This window comes from Poseidonibacter ostreae (assembly GCF_009208075.1).
Classification (GTDB): Bacteria; Campylobacterota; Campylobacteria; order Campylobacterales; family Arcobacteraceae; genus Poseidonibacter; species Poseidonibacter ostreae.
The window spans coordinates 28,387-48,525 of sequence record NZ_WFKJ01000020.1 but is presented as its reverse complement, the minus strand read 5'-3'; the positions used below and the strand labels follow the sequence as shown (position 1 = coordinate 48,525).

Here is a 20,139-nt window from a genome sequence, read left to right as displayed (position 1 = left end):
AGTTGCATTTATAATTTTTTTATATATTGCATCATTTAAAGATTTGTATCCACCCTCTTTTTGATACTTTTGCATTAAGAAAGCTAAGCCATTTGATTTTTGCTCATAATCTTCAACAAACTCTATTTCTCCATCTATTATCACTGATTTAAACATATGTGTTGCAGGTGATGCATTTCCTGTATCTGTACTAAAATATGATGGAAGTAAAGAATATGATTCTACAACAGAGAAACTAGCACTGTTATTATTTTTTATAATATTTATTTTTTTGCCTTTTTTTCCTCCATGAAAAAAGATTTCTTTATTTATTGCTACAAAGTTTAAAGGAAGAGAATATGGTTTACTATCACTACAAATTGCTAAGGTTCCATATTCTGCATCTTCTAAAATATTTTCTATTAAACTTTCATCTTTTATTTCATAAATTTTTCTCATATTAACTATTCTCACTCCAATCAAATTGCATTTGTTTCGCTGTTTTCTTTGCTAATTCATAACTTATAAGTTTTGAAACTAAATGTAAGCTCATATCAATTCCAGCTGAGATTCCTGCTGATGTAACAATATCTCCTTCATCAACCCATCTTACATTATCTACAACATCTAAAGTTGGATAATCTATCTTTAAATCTTTGATATCTTCCCAATGTGTTGTAACTGTTTGAGTTGTAATAACTTTAGCTTGAGCTAAAAGAAAAGCTCCAGTACAAACTGAAGATATTAGTTTTACACTTTTTGATTGTTCTTTAATCCAATTTATTACATTTGGCTTTCTTACTTCTTTAGTATGAACTCCACCAACTACAACTAAAACATCTAAAAAAGGATGATTAGCAAAAGTAAAATGAGTATTTACTTTAAACCCACCTCTAGCTGTTATTGTAGTTTTTTCTTCACTTATTAAAAAAGTATTAAATTTTTCATCATCATTTAAAAATCTTGCAGCCACAGAAAAAACTTCAAAAGGTCCAGAAAAATCTAAAACTTCTGCATCATCATAAATATAAATTCCAATATTCATTAATCTTTCCTTTTAATCTTTTTTTAGTAATATATCAAATATCTGACATTGTAACAAGTGCCAATTTATAAAAATAATACAAGGACAGTTATGTATCATATAGAACAAAATACTAAAATAGCACTTCGTATACAACTTTTTGAAGCTATAAAACAAGATATTATTGATAACTATAAAATAGATGAAAGACTTCCATCAATTAGAAAAATGATGACAATGTATAATCTTAGTAAAAACACAGTTGAATCTGCATATTCTCAACTTGTAGCAGAAGGGTATATAGATAGTATTCCAAAAAGTGGTTATGTTGTAATTGAAAATAATTTTACAAATTTTAATAATACATATATAGAAATACAGAAGAATAAAAAAACAGAAGAATTTTTATATGATTTTTTTCCTGCGAGACTTCAAAAAGAAAATTTTCCTATAAAAATATGGAAACGTCTTTCTTCTAAAGTTACTAATAGCTCTTTAGATTTAGGTGAATATCCAAATAAGCAAGGAGAAGTTGACTTAAGAATCCAGATTGCAAAATATCTAAATACCTCACGTGCAGTAAAATGCAGTGCAAATCAAATAATAATTGGAAATGGATTTATTAGTTCTATTAGTTTATTAGCTTTAATTTTAAATAAAGAGCATGACACCCTAGCTATTGAAGAACCAGGATATCATGTAGCTAGAAAAGTTTATGAAAATCATAAATATAAAATAGAGAAAATTGATATAAATAATAATGGTATAGATATAAAAAAACTAGAAGAAAGTAAAGCTAAACTAGTTTATATCACGCCCTCTCATCAATACCCAACAGGAGTAGCAATACCTATTTCAAATAGATTAAAACTATTGGATTGGGCAAATAAAAAAGATGGCATTATAATTGAAGATGATTATGCAAGTGAATTAAACTACGTAAACAGACCTATTCCTTCACTTCAAGGTCTTGATACAAATAATAGAGTTGTATATGTAGGAACTTTCTCAAAAGCACTCTCCCCTGCTTTAAGAGTTAGCTATATGGTTTTACCAACAAACATACTTAAAATTTATCAAGAAATGTATTCTTATTATGATTCAGGAGTATCACTTCTTACTCAAAAAACACTGCATAGTTTTATGAAAGAAGGGTATTGGGATAAGCATTTACGAAAAATATTAACTCTAAATAAAAAGAAACACAATCTTTTAAAATCTCTTCTAGAATCCAAATTAAACAATAGTATGAATATAGTAAGTCAAGGTGGGGGATTAGCTATTTTAATACAGCCAAAAACAGATTTTGATTATGAAAAGTTAGAAACTTTAGCAATAAAAGAAAAGATAAAAGTATATTTTGCGAAACCTAGATGTGGAGGAAAATATCAAGCAGTCATGATGGGATTTGGAGGAATAAAAGAAGAAGAACTAGAAGATGCAATAAATATTTTTTCAAAGATTTGGTTTAAATGCTTGAAGGAAAAGAAAGAAAAACTCTCTTAACTTTTCTCTTTCTTTTAAATATTATATAACAATGGTAATAGCCATGAAAAAGTAATCCACATAATAAAAGTCAAAGGAATTCCAACTTTTAAGAAATCTCCAAATGTATATCCACCAGCTGTCATAACTAGTAAGTTTGTTTTATATGCCATTGGAGTTGCATAACTCATATTTGCTCCAAAAAGTACAGCTAATACAAAAGGTTCGGGATCTAAGTTTAATTGTTGTGCAATTCCTATAGCAATTGGTGTTCCAATTACTGCTGCTGCGTTATTTGATACAACATTTGTCATAATTGCCATTAAAAGCATTAATCCACTTAACATAAAAGTAGTAGACATTCCATCCATGGAAAGAACAAAAAGATGAGCTATATAAGAAGCTGCTCCTGTTTTTAAAAGTGCTCCTCCAAGAGCTAAGGAAGCCACTACTATTAATATAACTTGTGTATTTAAAGCATTAGAAGCATCTTTCCAATTTATACAAGAAGTTAAAAACATTAAAAACACTCCAAGTGTTGCACTAATTGCAATTGGTAGTATTCCTAAAGCAGCAACTGCAACTATTCCAAACATAATAAAAAAAGCAATTGGAGCTTGTTTTGTATGTGTTAAATCAGAAGTTGCATCTAAAACTAAAAGTTCCCTGCTTTGCTTTAACTCTAAAATATGTTCATTTTTTCCTTGAATTAGTAAAACATCTCCAATTTTTAGACTTATTTCTGCAATATCTTTAAGAACTGTTTCTGTTTTTTTACCAGAACGATGCAGGGCTAATGCAATTAAGTTATGTCTTTGTAAAAATCTACTTTGTGAAAGTGTTGTATTATTTAGTTTTGAACCTTGTGATATTATTACCTCAGCAATTTGCTGTTCTTCTTCTAATAAAGGGTGTTCCTCATCAACAGCACCTAAACTTGAATATAAAACTGCATCAAGAATTTTTTCATAACTTTTTAAATTTTCAGGAGTATCTTCAACTACTAGCATATCCTCAGCTTTTATAATTGTCTTAGAGTTTGGTAAAACATACATATCATTACTATTTCTATGTATTCTTAAGACTTTCATCATGCCATCTGTTTTTAAAATTAGTTCATTTAAAGCTTGGTCTTTTGAAGCTGATTCTTCTGTAATCATTAGTTTTGCAGTAAACACTCTAGGAGAAGTATCCATTAATGGTGCACGTCTTTCTTTTATAAAATATGGCACTACTAACCATAAATATACAATTGCAAAAGAACCTGCTATTAATACAGGAAAAATAAAATCAAACATACCAAAATCTCTCATTCCCATATCAACAGCAACTGAGACAACAAGTAAGTTTGTTGATGTACCAATTGTTGTACTCATTCCACCTATTAGTGTTGCAAAACCCATTGGCATTAAAACTTTTGAAGCAGATGTTTTTGTTTTTATAGAAACTGCTGTTAAAATTGGCAATAGTAATATTACAATTGGAACATTATTAACAAAGGCACTTAAAGTAGCACCCACTATTAAAGTAAGAAGAAGTGATAACTTTGGACTTGATGCCCAAAGTTTTGAGAGAACTCTTCCAACTGGTTCTAATGCACCAGTTCGTACCAAGCCTTGTCCTGCAATCATCAAAGCACAAACAGCAATCAAAGCTTCATGTCCAAAACCTGAAAAGAAATCTATTGAATGAAGCTCTTTATTTTCATACTCATAAGGAAAGATTGTAAAACCAACAGTAAGGGCTACAATAATAAAAAGACTTGAAGTTTCTAATGGAATTTTTTCTCTAGTAAAAAGGAAAAGTGCTAAAACAGTCAAAAGCATTACAGCTATTGAATGACTATTTACAGATGTAACTAATTGCATAAAATAATACCTTTTTTATTTATTACTTTGATTATATCAAATATAGATATATTTGTTATAATTGCTTTTAAATATATATTCAAGGAAAGAAATGAAAATAGCTATTTTATCTGATATTAAATCCAATGTTTATGCTCTTGAGGCAGTTCTATCTGATATTAAAACTAAACAAATAGATGTAATGTTAAATCTTGGTGATTCTTTTTATGGACCAATTGAACCTAAAGCTACCTATGACTTACTAAGACAAAATCAATTTATCAACCTTTTAGGAGATGAAGATAGAAAGATTTTAGAATCAAGCCTAGCACAATTAGAAGAGAATGATACCTTAAGATATACATATAACAATCTAGGTGATGATGTTTTATATTGGATTCAAGACTTACCATTTGAAAAACTAATTGGAGCAGATTATTATATGATTCATGGAACATATTTAGATGATACTGCTTATATGTTAGAAGATATTACAAGTGGAAAAGCAATACTAAGAGATGATAAAAAAATATTAGAAATAATAGATGATATAACATCAACTTTTGTAATGTGTGGAAACTCTTGTCTTCCTCGATGTGTCAGTTTAAGCTCAGGACAAATTGTGATAAATCCAGGTTCAGTTGGACTACAAGCTTTTAAAAGTGATACTCCACCTTCTCATATCATAGAAAATAATACACCTGATGCTTCTTATGTTATATTAACTGTTGAAGACAATACTTATTCAGTTGAGCCTGTACGTGTTGCTTATGATTATGAAAAAGCAGCTTTAAAAGCAGAAGAAAACAATAGACCCGATTGGGCATATAGTTTAAGAACAGGAAAAGTTTTGAACTAATAAATAGATAATTATTTAATAAGTAAATGAACTGTGTTTAGATATCATACAAAAAAAGTAATCTCATATTAGGAATTTTAAACATTATGCAAAATATAAGTGAATTAATAGAAGAAATAATCAAGCAAGAAAGTATAATTTATGCAGTTTTTAGTGGAATAAGAAATAAAAGTGAAAAAACTTTCAATAAAGTTACTATAAAAAAAGTAACAATTCAAAATGAAATAAAGCATCAATTTGAATACTTTTATGATAAAAATGTAGAGCATAAAAATCTAGACAATGATGAAACAAAAGCTGAAATGTCAACATTACTTGAAACATATTTTAAACAAGCACTTATTAATACTAAAGATTCAGATTATCATATTTTAATTAGTAAAAAAGGTGAGGTAAAAATAAATAAAAAAGCACCTACAAAAAAGTTTGAAGAAGCATCACATAATAGAAAGAAAAAATATATTCTAAATGAAGGTGAAAAATCAGCATTTTTAATAGAACTTGGAATTATGACAGAGCAAGGTAAAATCGTAAATTCAAAATATGATAAATTTAAACAAATAAATCGTTATTTAGAACTTGTATCTGATTGTATTCCTTATTTAGATAAAGATAAAACTATTAAAATTATTGATTTTGGATGTGGAAAAGCATACTTAACTTTTGCACTTTATGATTATCTTGTATTAAAAATGGGATATAACGTAGAAATTGTTGGTTTAGATTTAAAAGAAAATGTAATTAAATTCTGTTCAAACTTAGCAAAAAAATTAAATTACGATGATTTAAGATTTGAGCAAGGTGATATTAAAGGTTTTAATCAATTTGGTGATGTAGATATGGTTATCTCATTACATGCTTGTAATACAGCAACAGATGAAGCTTTAGCAAAAGCAGTTAATTGGGGAGCAAAAGTAATTCTTGCAGTTCCTTGTTGTCAACATGAGTTTTTAAAGAAAATTAAAAATGAGAAAATGATTCCTATGATGAAATTTGGAATTATAAAAGAAAAATTAGCATCATTACTAACAGATAGTGTAAGAGCAAATGTTTTAGAAATCATGGGTTATAGAACTCAAGTCTTAGAATTTATTGATATGGAACATACACCTAAAAATATAATGATAAGAGCATTCTTTGAAGAAAATACTAATATTAATAAAGTACTTAAAGAGTATAAAGAGTTTAAAAATGAGTGGCAAATAACTCCATATATTGAAGAAGCTTTTGGAAAAAGTCTGACTAATAAACTAAATTAGTCAAACTTTGTAAGAGCTCTCCATGTTCCTGCATTGTGAACATTTTCAAAACCCTTTGCCTTTAAAATACGTTTTGCTAAGCCACTTCTACTTCCTGAGGCACAACAAAGAATTATAGGTTTAGTATTATCTAACTCTTTAGTTCTTTCTTTTAGTGAAATTAGCGGAATATTAACACTTCCTTTTTTATTAGCTACAGCAAATTCATCTGTACTTCTAACATCAACAATTTGTCCACCATCTTTAAGTAGTGATGGTACAAGTTTTAATACCTTATATGTATTATATTTTTTATAAGCTATAAAAGCTGCAAATGCGATTATCGCATAAATTATATTTTCGTTCATAAAATTTTCCTTTATTATAATTCATCTTTATGAACTATGAAGTTGTACTCTTTTGAATATACAAGATTACCACTATTTAAATCCTTTTATATTCTTCGTATTCTAATGAAATTTGACTTACATTCTTTAATTTATATAAGTTGTCTAAAAGGTTGCATATGCAATAATTGCATATGCAACAAAAGGAAATTGATGAATCATGCTTTAAAAAATTCTATTGCTTATAGATTTATACGAGGGGCAAATCGTGTTAATAAAACATTAAATAAGAAGTTAAATCCATATAATATAGCTATAGAACAAAGAGCAACATTAGAAATTATTAAGTTCGAACCAAATGTAAATCAAGTCAGAATTGCTAAACTTTTAGGAAAAGATAAAACAACAATTAGTCGTTCTTTAAACTCTTTAGAAAAAAAAGGATTAATAAAAAAATCTGAAACAATAGAGGACAAAAGACATAATAAAGTTGAACTAACAAAATCAGGAGAATCAATTTTAGAAGATACAATTGATGAAGTTACCTCTTTTAGAGAATCCCTAAATAAAAAGCTAACAGCCCATGAAGTTGAAATGTTTTTCAAAATTGTTGACAAATTAGAACTATAATATTTTTTTAATTTTAAGGTTGCATATACAACTAATTTAATAAAATAAAGGATAATAAATGACATATTATAAAAGTATAGATAAATACGTAAGAGTTTCAAATGAACTATTTAAAGAGTTTGATAGATTATATAAAAGAAAAGAAGAGTGTGAATTAGTATATTTTAATAATAGTAATGACAAAGTAAGTATCAAATCAAAAATTTTAAAGTTCTTAAATATTGATGGTTCTGAGTTTATGGATGTTAAAGAAGGAAAAAGAATTAGACTTGATAAAATCGTTTCATATAATGGAGAGGATACAAAGTCTTTAAATCACTATTAATTTCCTCTATATAAGATTAAATAGATATAATTTCACCTATATAAATAAATGGGTGAAATTATGAATTTAAAAAAATGGATATTTATAGCAATACTACTAACAATACTTTATTACACATTTGTAGTGAATTTTGTTATAACACTTTCAATTATAGCTACTTTATATGTAGCATTTAGGCTATACAAGTTTAACACTAGAAGAAAGCTAAATAAATTATCAGCTTCAAAAGAACTATTTCAAGAAAGTGAATTAGGACTTTTTATTGCACTTGTTGCAAAAGTTGCTAAAGCTGATGGAAGAGTGCAAGAGTTAGAAGCACAACTTATTGGTATGATGTTTGATGATATTGCAAAAGTTTTTGATGAAAAAGAGAAAACAAGAGCTATCATGAAAGAGATTTTCAATGAAGAAAAAGAAAAAGATGGTGATACAAAAGAGATAGCTCAAGCTTTAAATAAACTACTTGGTCGTAGCATACTTAAACGTAAGCAATTTGTAACTTTTTTAATCCAACTTGCATTTGTAGATAATGGTATTAGTTCTGATGAAGAAAAAGTATTACGAGAGATTACAAAAGAGTTAAATATAAGTGATGCTCAATATGACACTATTATAAATAACTTTGAAAATAGAATGAAAAATAAACAACAAACTATGACTCCTAAAGAAGCTTATGAAATTTTAGGAGTTAAAGAAAGTGACGATATGAATACTATCAAAAAAACATATCGAAAACTTATCAGACAATACCATCCAGATATTATAAGTTCACAAGATAAGGGTGAAAGTTATATGGAAGAAGCAACTGCTAAAACTCAAGAAATAAATCAAGCATATCAAGTTATAAAAGATGAAAAAAAATAAAATTTATTAAAAGGTAGTTTTTGTGTCAATATTTGCGTTACAATCCCTAGCAGGTGGTTTTCTAGATGAAGATTTAGAACATTTTAATAAATATTTTGATGATTGGTGTATTCAATTTGAAGATTATGAAGATGCACAAGATATAGTACAAACTCTTGAAAATCAAGAAGCTATAGATATAGTAGAAATAACACCATTGAGTTATCCTAAGTATTTCTTTTCATCTTTACAAGGAACTGTTTATACAACAAGACAGATTAAAGATAAAATTGTTTGTGTTGTAGAACCTGTTATGGGTGCTAGTTTTAGAATTGCAATATGTGACCTTAAAACAAAAAAAGTAAGATTAACAAATACACGTTATAAAAGTATTCCAAGTGTTGAAGGTGCTTTTGCTAATCTAGATGAGATTCTTTAATTTAATTGAAAATATTAATAGTATCTTCTAATAAGTTATAATCTTTGATTCTTTGGCTTGTAATATAATTTTCCCAAAACTTTTTATCTTTTTGTTTTGAAATAGAAGTATATAATTCTACATTTATATCCCGATAATCAATCCACGATCTTTGAACTTTTATAAAATCTTTTTCCATAATAGACATACGCATACCACGAACAGGAGTCTTTTTTAATCTTTCTTTGATTTTTTTATATCGTTTATTTAATATTTTGTCATTTTCACTTAGACTAGCTTTTACTATAGGAACAAAGCCATTTGCAATTTTTCTTATAAACTTTATATATTCATTCTTTTGATTTAGTAAAGAACTTGTAGCCCATTGAGCATAACCTGAACCATCATGTCCTTCTTCATACCATACTTTTGTATCTAGGTATTTAGATGTATTTTTATATGCACTATATAAAAGATCACTATTATTTAAATTTATATCTTTTAAAAGTAAAGATAACTCTTTTTCAATCTTATTATTCTCTGCTTCTTCTTGTCGTTTTGCACATAAACTCATACCATAAGTACTTGTAACATAATTACAAATATCAAACTCTACTAATTCTTTATTATTTTTCCAAATATCATAATAATCAGATACAGCACTTTTAACTTCAGCAGGAACAAAAGCACCTTTGATAATTAATTGTAAAACAAGTTCTGGATTTGAATTTTTAAATATTTCTCCTCGTGAAGCTTTTTCAGCTAGCTTCCATATATAATAGCCATCATTTTTAAAGTCTTCATCTTTTTCTAATTGATATTGTTTTATAAACTCTTCTGCTCTAAATAAAGGAACTTCTGCTGCCATTTTTAATATTCTTATAGAATCCTTTTCATCATAAAAAGTGATTTCACTATTATTATTTTTAGCAATATTATAAACTTCAAGTGCTTTTTTAGGATCAGATAAAAGTAAATCATTTGCTCTAAAAAATAGTTCTTCTAAGGTATAAAATAAAGCTTTTGAATGACCAAGTTTAGCTGCTTTTGAGTAATGATAAATTGCAGTTTCTTTATCAACAACATATTGATAAGCTAATTTAAAATGTGCTTGTGCACTATTATTTTTTGAAGCTTTTATATAATACTCTTTTGCTTCTTTTTGCTTCTTTTGTTTATATAAATCATTAGCTGTATTTAAATCTTCTGTAAAACTTGCACCACTAGCAATAGTAAATAACAAACTAAGTAAAACTATTAACTTTTTCATATTAATTCTCCTTTTTCTATATTAAAATCAGGGAGAGAAACTACCTCCCCTGGAATCATACTATCTAAATGAATATCTCCAATACGAACTCTTACAAGTCTTAAAGTAGGAAATCCAACAGCTGCTGTCATTTTTCTTATCTGACGTTTTTTTCCTTCACAAAGTGTAATAGAAATCCAACTTGTTGGTCCATGTCTTGCATCTCGTATATTTCGACCACGTAATGGTAAATTTGGCTCACCATTAAGGCTAAATGCTTTACAAGGTAGAGTTAGATAAGAAGTTGAATTAACAGTAATATCAACACCATTTTGTAGCTTAAGAACTGCATCTTCAGTAATCTCGCCATCCACTTGCACGTAGTACTCTTTTTCTATACCTTTATCTCGTACTTGAAAGCTTTTCATACCATCAGTTGTAAGTAATAATAAGCCCTCAGAATCATGATCTAATCTACCAATCGCCATCGTCTTATTAGGAAAATTAGCTAAATCACCTAATAACTTTTTCTTTCTTTTAGCTTCTTGTACAAACTGACTTAAAAAACCATAAGGCTTAAATATCTTGAAGTGATGGTGCTTTTCATTTGTGTTTGGCATTAGACATTTCCTTAGAATGTATGGAGTATGAACTTTTGTTGTTGAATTATATTCCTTTTATTTTAAATTATAATTAGTTTAGTATACTGTCCTAAGATTTATAAAAATCAACATAAGGAAAATATATGAAGAGATCTATTGGAATGAAGAGTTCTTATGTTTTAACACAAAAGAGTGTAGATTATGAAATCACAAAAATATCAGCTGGAAACTTTGCTTTAGGATATGAAACTAAAAGTGGATTATTTGTAGTAGAATATTTTGGTCGAAGTGACACGGATTTAAATCACGAAATAAAAAAGTATATTGATAGATATGAAAGATTTAAATTTTTCTATGCATCAAGTCCTAAAAGTGCTTTTGTAAAAGAGTGCAAAAACTATCATGCTTTTGATAAAAATAAAATAGTGAATAAAAGCCACCCAGAAAAACCTGAAAATACAGATTATGAGTGTCCTTACTGTAAACAATAAATAAAGAGGAACAGTAATTTAAAATTTTCTGTCCCTTTTATTCAACTCGGAGAAAGAATATTAAGTTAATTTTTTATTAAAAAACTCAATAGTACGCTTCCATGCAAGTTCTGCCTTTTCTTTATCATATCGTCCTGTAGAGTCATTATGAAAACCATGATTAGCATTTTTATACATATGCATTGTGTATTCAACATTATTAGCTTTTAAGTCCTGCTCATATTCAAGCCATGTGGCATTAACACGTTTATCTAGTTCACCTAGTTGAATCATTAAAGGCGCTTTGATATTTTTGCGTAAGTTTGCACTTGCAGGCGTACCATAAAATGGAACACCAGCACTAAGAAGATTTGAATCAACTGCAGCTAAATAATTTACAATATACCCACCAAAACAAAAACCAACTGCACCTAAGTTACCATTACTATTTGAGTGCGATTTTAAAAAGTTGGCAGCAGCTACAAAATCATTTTGAATTTTTGCTCTATCCATAGTCTTTTGCATAGCGCGACCTTCATCATCGTTCCCTGGATATCCACCTAAAGGATATAAAGCATCAGGAGCAAAAGCAATAAAGCCAGCTTTAGCAAGTCGTCTTGCAACATCTTTGATATAAGGGTTTAAACCACGATTTTCATGTACTACTAATACTACAGGAGCTTTACCATCCAAATTTTTTGGAACTACTAAATAACCCTTTCCTTTACCATGACCTTCAGGTGAATCAAACTCTTCATATGTTGCTTTTATACCTTCATCATTAAAAGATACTTGCTCTGCTAAAAGATAGTTTGGTAATAAAGCAGAAGTTAATGTAGCCATAGTAAACCCAAGAGCTGTTAATCCTCCAAGCTTTTTCATAAAAGTACGTCTATCTATTATACCGTGTGCATATTCATCATACCAATCAAATGCTTCTTGAGGTATATTATCTGTTTTTAAAGTATTCATATTTGATCCTTATTTTTAAATAATTTCTAATTTTATACTGTAGAGTAATAACAATTTATAAGTGAAATATAATATCTCACTATTACTTTTTTAACAATACTAGTATATCAAAAATATTTGTTTATTTATTTTTATTGGAATTTATCACCTCTGTCATATGCTCTATAGTTTTTTCAAAATATGGATTCCAAGTAAGTCTAGCAAAATACTTACCCTCTTCTTTTAATCCCCAAGCTGAATACCAAAGTTCATCTTTACTACTATTGTAAATTTTATCTTGTCCATTTCTAAACATTTTAAATTCATTATTTATTCCGTAAAAGAAATGATCTTTTTTAAATAAAACACTCAAATGAGAGAAGTTAGCAATATTTTGATTAGGAAGATAACTAGGTAAGTGAATAATTCTTTTATCTTTAAAATTGTTTTCTTTTCCAAACCAAAGTAAGTGACTTTTTGAATTTTTAAATTTACTTGTAAAAATTGATACTATTTCTTTTGCTTCTATAACACTATCATCTTCACTAATAGTTATAAATACTGGTTTTGAAAAATTCTTATTGTCAAAACCTTCTTCGACTTTTTTTAATGATTGGTAATATAAATTTGAAGCATTCATTGATAAAGATTCATATCGCAAGATATTCTTACTATTATCATTTTGAAATAACCACGTTTTAAAAAAAGAGCCAATTTTTGAAAATGGTAATAAAGTACTTTGATTTGATGCAAAGCCAGGAGAAAAAAGTAATAAACCTGAAATATCTTCTTCATTTTGTAAAGCATAAGAAGTTACAAGATTAGCTCCTGTTGAAAATCCACCAAGCCATAAATTTTCAACTTCTTTTTCTAATAGTTTTATATGATGCTTTACAAGATTTTCCCATTGTTTAAACTCTACATTTATTAAATCAGCAGGTTTGCTACCGTGACCTGTCAATAAAATAGTTCTTACTAAAAAGCCTTGGGAAACTAACTCTTGCGTTAAATCATGAAAATAAGCAGGAGAATCACTAAGTCCGTGAACAAGTAAAATTCCTTTTGAAGCTTTTTGATTAATAGGTTTTCTTTCATATGGTGAATTTAAAAAAAGTTCTAACTCCTGATTTTTTGTCAAAAAAATACGATTATTTTCTAACCATTTTTTATTTTCATTAACATATTTTGAAAAATTTTCTTGATTAAATTTAGGAAGTGATTTGGAAGTGATATATAAAGGGTTTTTGTCTAAGGCAAAGCTAAAATTAAAGATTAATATTAATAGTAAAAGAAGTTTAGTCAAGTATTAACCTTTTTAATTAATAATTTATTTTAGCAAAAACACTTTGAGAATTAGCAACATTTTTAGTGAATTGTATTTTAGATATGACCTGTTTTTACAAAAATTACAGTTTCTTCATTAACATAAGGAAAGTGTTCACTTAAGTGAGGGCTTCTTATCCACGATCCTTTTGGATATTCTCCATATTCATCTATAAACACTCCATTAAGAACTAATACTTCTTCTCCACCCCAATGTTTGTGTGGAATAAACTTTTCACCTTTTGGCCATTTTACTAATGCCGTTTGTTCATGTAAGGGTTGAACTTCAAGATTACCTTGACCAGGAAGCCAAGGAGAGCTATTAGTATCGATTATTACTTGTGCTTTATCAGTAAAGAAATTAGTTTTTCTAAAGATTACAAAACCTTTATCTGATTTTACTAATGACTCATCTTCTTGCGGCAGTCTTAGATAAGTTCCTTTTGGATATTCTCCATATTGATTAATATAAGTACCCTCTAATACAAAAATCTCAACACTGTTTATTTTCTTTGTTTGATTTAATGACGAATTTTCATTTAATTTGATAAATGAAGTTTCCTCTTTATCTTTTATTGATAATATTTTTTTTAATACATTTTTATTTTCTGTTTCTTGCCATTTGATAGTATTAGTATCTATTAAAGCTCTTTTTTCATAGTCACTATTCATTTTTATTCACTTTTTTTTCTTTATTATAGTTTAGAGTTAATTAAATAAGTATTTTTAATACCCCATTTAAATTTATCTTTATACCATCCATCTATATCTGAAATAGTAACACCATTAGCTTTACCAGAACTTGCATGAATAAACTTACCCTCACCTAAATATATACCACTATGATTTACATGACCTTTTAAACTTGTATCAAAAAAGACTAAATCACCTTTTTTGATTTCAGCTCTTGTAATCTTGGGACCAATTTTCGATTGGTTAATAGATGTTCTGGGTAGACTCATATTATTTTCATTAAAGACATAATATACAAACCCAGAACAATCAAAACTATCAGGACCTGTTTTAGCATAGACATATGGGCTTCCAAGTTTTGATTTGGCTAGGGATATTAAAGTATCAGAAGAATTAGTAATAATAGGAGAATTAGCTTCTTTTGTCTCTTTAATAGCAATTGAAGATTGTGCAGATAAATACATATATAAAGTAGATGTAGTTACTAATAACAAAATAAAAAGTTTTAATATTTTCATAGCTTTGTTTCCTTTTTATATTTAGTATACTGTCCCCGGATTTTCCATCAACCCCTTAATATTTTTATATAGGTTCATACAAGCAACTGTTTTTGGTAAAACATTTAACATATTTAAGAAAAGTTGAGTTTGAGGTATACATCCTTCCCATAATCCTAATAAAAATTTATATCGCTTACCGTCTAGTAATAATGATGAAGTATTAATATCTTCAACTGGATCTTCCTGAAGGGTAATAGAATTTTTTTCAAGTGATTTATTAATCTTATTAATGATTTCTTTGTTTGGAGTATTTATTCCACTGCAATGAGACAAACACAATTTAATCGCATATTCAAGCCTGTATGTACATTTTTGATATTTTGGATCTAATAGCATTCCAGAAAAAACAGATGCCATCTCTATGGGAGAATAATCTTTTAATTCCAATTCTATTTCTTTAATCCATAGGCCATCATTTTCTTGTTTCATAGTATGACTTTACCTTCATATAACGCCGCATTAAGGTGTGACGCACGCTTGGCTACACTTGAGCGAAGCGAAACTGCCAAGCGTAAGGAATCACTCTTAAATGCTTTGTTATATTCAACTTTCGAAGAACTCTCGGATCTCTTTAACCAATGCTTCTGGTTTTTCTTCGATAACCAAATGTCCAGATTCAGGCACTGTAACTAACTTAGAGCCTTTAATTTTACTATGAAGTACGTGAGCTTGCTCAACAGGGATCCATTGATCTTCTTCACCCCAAAGAATTAATGTGGGTACATCAAAGCTAGAGAATTTATCTTGAAATTCATCCGTATACTTTGAATCAGCTTGAGCTATTTGCCTATAAAAAGCTTTCTTACCTTCATCTCCAGACCAAGGGCGGAGAATACCGTCAATTGTTTCCTGAGATAATGGTTGATATGACGCTGTTTTTATGTATGCTTCAACGATTGCTGAATGGATGAAATCAGGCACTCCTGCAAAGGCTTCTTCATGCTTTTCAATATGTTTAAAAAATGGAGAGCCCCAAGGAGATAACGCAACTGGATCAATTACAACTATCTTTTTGTACTTTCGTTGATTCAGCAAGTAATTTCTCAGTACTGTCGTACCGCCGAAGTCATGCCCCACAATATAAGGTAACTCAAGCTGCCAATGACCTATTAATGAGTCTAATAGCTGATTTTGTATTTTTAAAGATACATCCGCATCACTTTTATCTGATTCACCATAACCAAGTAAATCAAAGTAGTAGACTGTATAGTGGCTCGAAAGTGCTTGAATCAAGTGCCTAAGGTTGAATGATGACCAAGGCGTACCATGAACTAAAACAAGAGGCTCTCCTTTTCCTTCAATCCCATATTTCACCTTTCGACCCTCATACTCAAAAGTATAAGGTAAACTCCAAATGTCCATTGTATCTCCCTGAATATAACGGTTGAGTTAAGCGACAAGGCGATATAACTCAGTAAAAAACTGCTTTATCATTTAACTTAGTTTATAAGATAAAAACTTGGTATTTTCACTCTATAGCCTTGTTCGATTTCTACGATTTGTTATCTGTTTAATTAAGCAACATTGTACAAGTCAACAAGCTTTTCTTTCAATTCTCCAAACTCAATCTTATTAGAAAATTCTTTATTTAATCCTATTTTTAAGACAAAAAGAAAATCTTCTTTTGAATAAGTATTATAATATTTTTCAATAGAATCACTTTTTGCCAACAAACATAATAATTGATAATCTTTATGTATGTTTCTTGTATTATTACTTGGATGAGCTTTAGTATTATGTTGAGTAGCTGTTAATAAAATTAGGTTTTCTATATATGATTCAATTTGTGGATATTCTGATTTCATGAAAATATGATGTACTTGTGTAGCTTCACCTATTGCTAACTCATCTTTTACTTCACTTGTTGGTGAATGTAATTTCCTAACTATATTAGTAGCTTTATTGATAGTATATTTAACATAAGCATCTTTAGTTTGTTGTACTTCTAGTTTAGCTCTAATTTCATATTCTTCTCTAGTTTCTGATTTATTTTTAGTGATATCTCTCCAGTTTTTTCTATTATACATTAATACATCATTTGATATTATATCTTTAGAAAAAAATCCTCCACTTGTTCCATGCTTTTGTCTTTTAAAAGAAAGAGGATTTAGAATTTTTGTAAAAATTCTTCTTACTTCGATTTCTCCATTAATTGGAGTATGTAATATAATAAATTTCTCATATTCACTTTTAAGGCTAGTAAAATTATCTTTTGTATTATTTATAAAAAAATTTTCAAATAAATGCCAAATATGGCTATCTTCTAAAACTTTTTTCAAATATATGTCTAAAAAATTTAGTGTATTTCGCTCTTTTATTGCAATATATTCTAAAATTTCTAAGTTCAAAACGGTGAAATATATTTTATTGCCTTGCTTTTCTTCTTTAAGTATTTTTGCATATGCTAATGCTTTTAGGGGTTGTTGAAAAAATTTATCATATTCATTTTTTGCTTTTTTATTTGATACATCAGTTTTACCAAATATCTCTTTTATATTTGTATTTGAATACTCATGTTTCCAAATATCTGTTGAACTAAATTTAATATTTTCATCATTTTTAGTTTCTATAAAATTTAATACACAATCAGCAATCATACACATTACATCTGGTGTAACTTTTTGATCCATAAATCTTGCATTTTTTGTAACTTTAATATCAAAATTATAATTATTAAAATAATTGTTTATTGTATCTACCATTTATGCTTCCTTTAATAATCCAAAAAATTGAACAGAATTATTATCAATATTTAAAGATCTAGTTCCTCTATTTCTTGCAATCTTATAATATTCAATAAATTCACTACTACTATAATATTCTAAATGATTGCTAGTAATATTTATATTGTTTTTTGCTTTTAAAAGTGCAACTGAACCATCTGTTATTGTATCTTTAGGTAAAAATGTTGCTCTTGGATTATATGTTAAGTTTGGGATAAGTACAATATTATTTTGATTTAAATACTTTGATACAACAAAGCTATCTATTTCATCAATAAAACAATCATAATTGTCTATATTTTTAATACTATTGTTAGCAATATTTCTTGATTTTAAAACTCTTATATTCCCACTATTTAAAGTATGTTTTTTTGTAATTTGTCTATCTCTAAAACTTTCAAAAATATCAAGTTCCATTTTATTTACAATAGTATCAAAAAAATTATTTCTATAAATTAACCAATATGGAAAATCTTTTGAGAATATGTAGTCTTTATTTTGGTAAAAGATAGTATTTGTTATATAACTTTCAATTTTTATCTTTTCAAATTTTTCTATTTTGTAAGTATCTAATAAAAAGCTTATTGTTTCAATTTTTACACCTTTAAAAGCTTTTTCACCATAATCAGTAATTGAGTGTAAATTTTTCTTTTCTAATATTTCTCTTGTTTGATTGAATTCTGGAGAATTAATCAAGCTTTTTGGAACTATTAAGGATACATATTTGGATATTTTTATAGACTTCTCGATAAAAAATGAAAATAAATTATTTGTATTTTTATTATCACAATCTAATTTATATTTATCTAGTAAAAATTTATTATTTATTACTTTTCCATAAGGGGGATTACCAACTACTAAATCATATTGATATTTATTTTCCCATAGTAAAAAATCTGTATTAATAAAATTAATAGTAAAGTTTTTTGGTATTTTAGTCTTAGTTAATAGTATTTTTAATGTATCTAATGAATTATTGTCAATATCAATAATATCTAAAATAACATTTTGAATATTATCATATTTTTTAAATAATAAAGGTAAAAAATTTCCTATACCAACTGATGGTTCAAGTATTCTTATACTTTTTTTATTTTTAAATGTAGGAAGTTTATTTATTACATTGTGTACAATATCTTCCCTAGTAAAATATGCTTTTGTCTCAGTTCTTTTTATATTTGAAAGTTCAGCAATATTATAAAGCGTATTCAAATCATATTTATGATTATTGTTAATAATAAAATTTTGTAAATTATTTATATCTTGTAAAGTATATTCTTGAATAATTTTTTCACATTCATTAATTGATAAGACTTTATGTTTTAAAACTTTTTTTACATTTTGAGCTATTTGTTCAAAAATTATAGTTGGAACTGCTTCACCAATGCAATGTCTTATATTTAATTCATCTTGTTTTAAATATTTCTTTTTTTCTTCATGTGATAAATTATTAAGTGTGTTAAAATCTATATTTGACCATTTGAATTCAGATGATATTGTCATCATCCTCATTAATTCTCTAATACTAAATACTCTATTGTCTGAGGGATGTATAGTACTTTGACTAGCTAAAATATCATTTCTTGTATGAATACAAGGAGCTTCTCTATCCCAGTACCATCTTGAATACTTATCACCATTTTTATTCTTATTAAAAACAATTTCACCATCAATTATTTTATGAGGTATTCTTGTTGGTTCTATATTATCAAAAGCTGATTGTCCCTCTTTTATATTTTCTATCCAAGACAACATTTTAGTATCAAAATTTCTATAAGAATGATAAATATCATTATCAGATATTTCACCCATTATTTTTAATGATGGTAAATCACCAATTAATGATTTTAGTTTTTTAGCTTTTTGTTGTTTTGGAAATAGTTGATAAGGGCTTATATTAACTAGGTCCTTTCTAGTACCAATTACAAGCGTTCTTGTTCTACTTGATTGCGAACCGTACTCTTTAAAGTTAACTACTTTTGAGAGTATATTATAGTTTCCACCAAGATTTAACTCTATAGATTCTTCGATTGGCTTATCAATATTATCAGTATCTGTACAAATTGTATTTAAAAATGCTCTTACATTTTCAAATACAAAAAATTTTGGTTTTATTTTTGAAACTATCTTAATTGATTCTACAACTAATGAATTTCTTTTTGTTTCATTATTTTTTTTATGATTTGCAACAGACATACCTTGACAAGGTGGGGTTGCAATTAAAATATCTAAATCTTTTATATTATTGTTATCTAACTCTTTATAAATTCTATCTTGAATTTCTTGAGTTGATAAATCACCTTGAATATAACCACTATCAAATTCACACTTATTATTGTATTGTTGTATTTTAATTCTTTTTTCTAAATATTCATTAGTGGCTATACACTTAAAGCCTTGTTGTTTAAATCCATAACAACCAATTCCCGCACTACTGAAAAGTGAAATATATGTTAAAGCTTTTATATCTTTTCCTTGTGATTTATTTATAAAATCAAATAAACTTGGTGTTTTCATTATACTTCCCCATCTTTTGAAAAAGTATAGCAATAAATTTTAAGTTTCTTTAAAAG

At 27.4% G+C, this 20,139-nt stretch carries 22 protein-coding genes; 8 read left to right on the top strand and 14 right to left on the bottom strand.

The genetic code is table 11. The features are described from left to right. Together GBG18_RS07915 and GBG18_RS07910 are read right to left on the bottom strand one after the other, a co-directional pair. Nucleotides 1-438: pyridoxamine 5'-phosphate oxidase family protein (locus GBG18_RS07915; protein WP_152189988.1), on the bottom strand; the 438-nt coding region annotated here is incomplete at its 3' end. Between the two features lies 1 nt (nt 439). Then, a complete protein-coding gene (locus tag GBG18_RS07910; RefSeq protein WP_152189986.1) occupies nt 440-1,024 on the bottom strand; it encodes a DJ-1/PfpI family protein in 585 nt (194 codons plus the stop codon). Nucleotides 1,025-1,114: 90 nt separating this feature from the next. Between GBG18_RS07910 and pdxR the strand changes: the two genes are divergently transcribed. After that, nucleotides 1,115-2,509, top strand: a complete 1,395-nt coding sequence (pdxR, locus tag GBG18_RS07905; protein ID WP_152189984.1) for a MocR-like pyridoxine biosynthesis transcription factor PdxR — start codon at nt 1,115-1,117, stop codon at nt 2,507-2,509. A gap of 14 nt (nt 2,510-2,523) precedes the next feature. Here pdxR and GBG18_RS07900 read toward each other — a convergent pair whose 3' ends face one another. Next, a complete protein-coding gene (locus tag GBG18_RS07900) occupies nt 2,524-4,356 on the bottom strand; it encodes an SLC13 family permease (RefSeq protein ID WP_152189983.1) in 1,833 nt (610 codons plus the stop codon). A gap of 91 nt (nt 4,357-4,447) precedes the next feature. Between GBG18_RS07900 and GBG18_RS07895 the strand changes: the two genes are divergently transcribed. Then, on the top strand, nt 4,448-5,194 hold the full coding sequence (locus GBG18_RS07895) for a metallophosphoesterase family protein (RefSeq protein ID WP_152189981.1): 747 nt from the start codon (nt 4,448-4,450) through the stop codon (nt 5,192-5,194). A gap of 86 nt (nt 5,195-5,280) precedes the next feature. Further along, nucleotides 5,281-6,453 (top strand): class I SAM-dependent methyltransferase, encoded by a 1,173-nt coding sequence (locus GBG18_RS07890; protein ID WP_152189979.1) that lies wholly within the window; start codon nt 5,281-5,283, stop codon nt 6,451-6,453. On the opposite strand, the gene GBG18_RS07885 is transcribed toward GBG18_RS07890, so the two are convergent. Continuing rightward, nucleotides 6,450-6,800, bottom strand: coding sequence for a rhodanese-like domain-containing protein (locus tag GBG18_RS07885; protein ID WP_152189977.1), 351 nt, complete (start codon nt 6,798-6,800; stop codon nt 6,450-6,452). The genes GBG18_RS07890 and GBG18_RS07885 overlap by 4 nt on opposite strands. Before the next feature lie 192 nt (nt 6,801-6,992). Between GBG18_RS07885 and GBG18_RS07880 the strand changes: the two genes are divergently transcribed. From GBG18_RS07880 to GBG18_RS07865, 4 genes are read left to right on the top strand one after another with little or no spacing between them, the layout of a single operon-like run. Next, entirely contained in the window at nt 6,993-7,409 is a 417-nt protein-coding gene (locus GBG18_RS07880; protein WP_193311097.1) for a MarR family winged helix-turn-helix transcriptional regulator, read from the top strand. Between the two features lie 58 nt (nt 7,410-7,467). Then, entirely contained in the window at nt 7,468-7,734 is a 267-nt protein-coding gene (locus GBG18_RS07875) for a hypothetical protein (RefSeq protein WP_152189974.1), read from the top strand. Nucleotides 7,735-7,794: 60 nt separating this feature from the next. Further along, entirely contained in the window at nt 7,795-8,598 is an 804-nt protein-coding gene (locus GBG18_RS07870) for a DnaJ domain-containing protein (RefSeq protein WP_193311096.1), read from the top strand. Between the two features lie 22 nt (nt 8,599-8,620). Then, complete coding sequence (locus GBG18_RS07865) at nt 8,621-9,016, top strand: hypothetical protein (protein WP_152189971.1); 396 nt, start codon at nt 8,621-8,623, stop codon at nt 9,014-9,016. A gap of 1 nt (nt 9,017) precedes the next feature. On the opposite strand, the gene GBG18_RS07860 is transcribed toward GBG18_RS07865, so the two are convergent. Continuing rightward, nucleotides 9,018-10,265 (bottom strand): lysozyme inhibitor LprI family protein, encoded by a 1,248-nt coding sequence (locus GBG18_RS07860; protein ID WP_152189969.1) that lies wholly within the window; start codon nt 10,263-10,265, stop codon nt 9,018-9,020. Beyond that, a complete protein-coding gene (locus tag GBG18_RS07855; protein WP_152189967.1) occupies nt 10,262-10,864 on the bottom strand; it encodes a pseudouridine synthase in 603 nt (200 codons plus the stop codon). The genes GBG18_RS07860 and GBG18_RS07855 overlap by 4 nt, the downstream gene beginning before the upstream one ends. 125 nt (nt 10,865-10,989) lie before the next feature. On the opposite strand from GBG18_RS07855, the gene GBG18_RS07850 reads away from it, so the two are divergent. After that, a complete protein-coding gene (locus GBG18_RS07850; protein WP_152189965.1) occupies nt 10,990-11,337 on the top strand; it encodes a hypothetical protein in 348 nt (115 codons plus the stop codon). A gap of 60 nt (nt 11,338-11,397) precedes the next feature. On the opposite strand, the gene GBG18_RS07845 is transcribed toward GBG18_RS07850, so the two are convergent. From GBG18_RS07845 to GBG18_RS07810, 8 genes are all read right to left on the bottom strand, one after another. After that, on the bottom strand, nt 11,398-12,288 hold the full coding sequence (locus GBG18_RS07845; RefSeq protein ID WP_152189964.1) for a dienelactone hydrolase family protein: 891 nt from the start codon (nt 12,286-12,288) through the stop codon (nt 11,398-11,400). Nucleotides 12,289-12,409: 121 nt separating this feature from the next. Further along, nucleotides 12,410-13,570: an alpha/beta hydrolase gene (locus GBG18_RS07840; protein ID WP_152189962.1), complete on the bottom strand. Its 1,161-nt coding sequence runs from the start codon at nt 13,568-13,570 to the stop codon at nt 12,410-12,412. A 77-nt stretch (nt 13,571-13,647) separates the two neighbouring features. After that, a complete protein-coding gene (locus GBG18_RS07835; RefSeq protein WP_152189960.1) occupies nt 13,648-14,262 on the bottom strand; it encodes a cupin domain-containing protein in 615 nt (204 codons plus the stop codon). 23 nt (nt 14,263-14,285) lie between these two features. After that, nucleotides 14,286-14,801 carry a C40 family peptidase gene (locus tag GBG18_RS07830; protein WP_152189958.1) on the bottom strand — a complete coding sequence of 172 codons (516 nt, stop codon included), beginning with the start codon at nt 14,799-14,801 and terminating at the stop codon, nt 14,286-14,288. Between the two features lie 21 nt (nt 14,802-14,822). Next, nucleotides 14,823-15,272: an anti-phage protein Upx-like protein gene (locus GBG18_RS07825; RefSeq protein ID WP_152189957.1), complete on the bottom strand. Its 450-nt coding sequence runs from the start codon at nt 15,270-15,272 to the stop codon at nt 14,823-14,825. 114 nt (nt 15,273-15,386) lie between these two features. After that, the gene (locus GBG18_RS07820; RefSeq protein WP_046225087.1) at nt 15,387-16,205 is read right to left on the bottom strand and encodes an alpha/beta fold hydrolase; all 819 of its coding nucleotides are present in this window, start codon (nt 16,203-16,205) and stop codon (nt 15,387-15,389) included. A gap of 152 nt (nt 16,206-16,357) precedes the next feature. Continuing rightward, on the bottom strand, nt 16,358-17,545 hold the full coding sequence (locus GBG18_RS07815; RefSeq protein ID WP_152189955.1) for a hypothetical protein: 1,188 nt from the start codon (nt 17,543-17,545) through the stop codon (nt 16,358-16,360). After that, complete coding sequence (locus tag GBG18_RS07810; RefSeq protein WP_152189953.1) at nt 17,546-20,083, bottom strand: DNA cytosine methyltransferase; 2,538 nt, start codon at nt 20,081-20,083, stop codon at nt 17,546-17,548. Nucleotides 20,084-20,139 lie beyond the last annotated feature (56 nt).

Bases quoted from the DNA above. Each gene is read 5' to 3' on its own strand.
- GBG18_RS07910 (WP_152189986.1), bottom strand. From the start codon at position 1,024: ATGAATATTGGAATTTATATTTATGATGATGCAGAAGTTTTAGATTTT.
- pdxR (WP_152189984.1), top strand. From the start codon at position 1,115: ATGTATCATATAGAACAAAATACTAAAATAGCACTTCGTATACAACTT.
- GBG18_RS07900 (WP_152189983.1), bottom strand. From the start codon at position 4,356: ATGCAATTAGTTACATCTGTAAATAGTCATTCAATAGCTGTAATGCTT.
- GBG18_RS07895 (WP_152189981.1), top strand. From the start codon at position 4,448: ATGAAAATAGCTATTTTATCTGATATTAAATCCAATGTTTATGCTCTT.
- GBG18_RS07890 (WP_152189979.1), top strand. From the start codon at position 5,281: ATGCAAAATATAAGTGAATTAATAGAAGAAATAATCAAGCAAGAAAGT.
- GBG18_RS07885 (WP_152189977.1), bottom strand. From the start codon at position 6,800: ATGAACGAAAATATAATTTATGCGATAATCGCATTTGCAGCTTTTATA.
- GBG18_RS07880 (WP_193311097.1), top strand. From the start codon at position 6,993: ATGAATCATGCTTTAAAAAATTCTATTGCTTATAGATTTATACGAGGG.
- GBG18_RS07875 (WP_152189974.1), top strand. From the start codon at position 7,468: ATGACATATTATAAAAGTATAGATAAATACGTAAGAGTTTCAAATGAA.
- GBG18_RS07870 (WP_193311096.1), top strand. From the start codon at position 7,795: ATGAATTTAAAAAAATGGATATTTATAGCAATACTACTAACAATACTT.
- GBG18_RS07860 (WP_152189969.1), bottom strand. From the start codon at position 10,265: ATGAAAAAGTTAATAGTTTTACTTAGTTTGTTATTTACTATTGCTAGT.
- GBG18_RS07855 (WP_152189967.1), bottom strand. From the start codon at position 10,864: ATGCCAAACACAAATGAAAAGCACCATCACTTCAAGATATTTAAGCCT.
- GBG18_RS07850 (WP_152189965.1), top strand. From the start codon at position 10,990: ATGAAGAGATCTATTGGAATGAAGAGTTCTTATGTTTTAACACAAAAG.
- GBG18_RS07845 (WP_152189964.1), bottom strand. From the start codon at position 12,288: ATGAATACTTTAAAAACAGATAATATACCTCAAGAAGCATTTGATTGG.
- GBG18_RS07835 (WP_152189960.1), bottom strand. From the start codon at position 14,262: ATGAATAGTGACTATGAAAAAAGAGCTTTAATAGATACTAATACTATC.
- GBG18_RS07830 (WP_152189958.1), bottom strand. From the start codon at position 14,801: ATGAAAATATTAAAACTTTTTATTTTGTTATTAGTAACTACATCTACT.
- GBG18_RS07825 (WP_152189957.1), bottom strand. From the start codon at position 15,272: ATGAAACAAGAAAATGATGGCCTATGGATTAAAGAAATAGAATTGGAA.
- GBG18_RS07820 (WP_046225087.1), bottom strand. From the start codon at position 16,205: ATGGACATTTGGAGTTTACCTTATACTTTTGAGTATGAGGGTCGAAAG.
- GBG18_RS07815 (WP_152189955.1), bottom strand. From the start codon at position 17,545: ATGGTAGATACAATAAACAATTATTTTAATAATTATAATTTTGATATT.
- GBG18_RS07810 (WP_152189953.1), bottom strand. From the start codon at position 20,083: ATGAAAACACCAAGTTTATTTGATTTTATAAATAAATCACAAGGAAAA.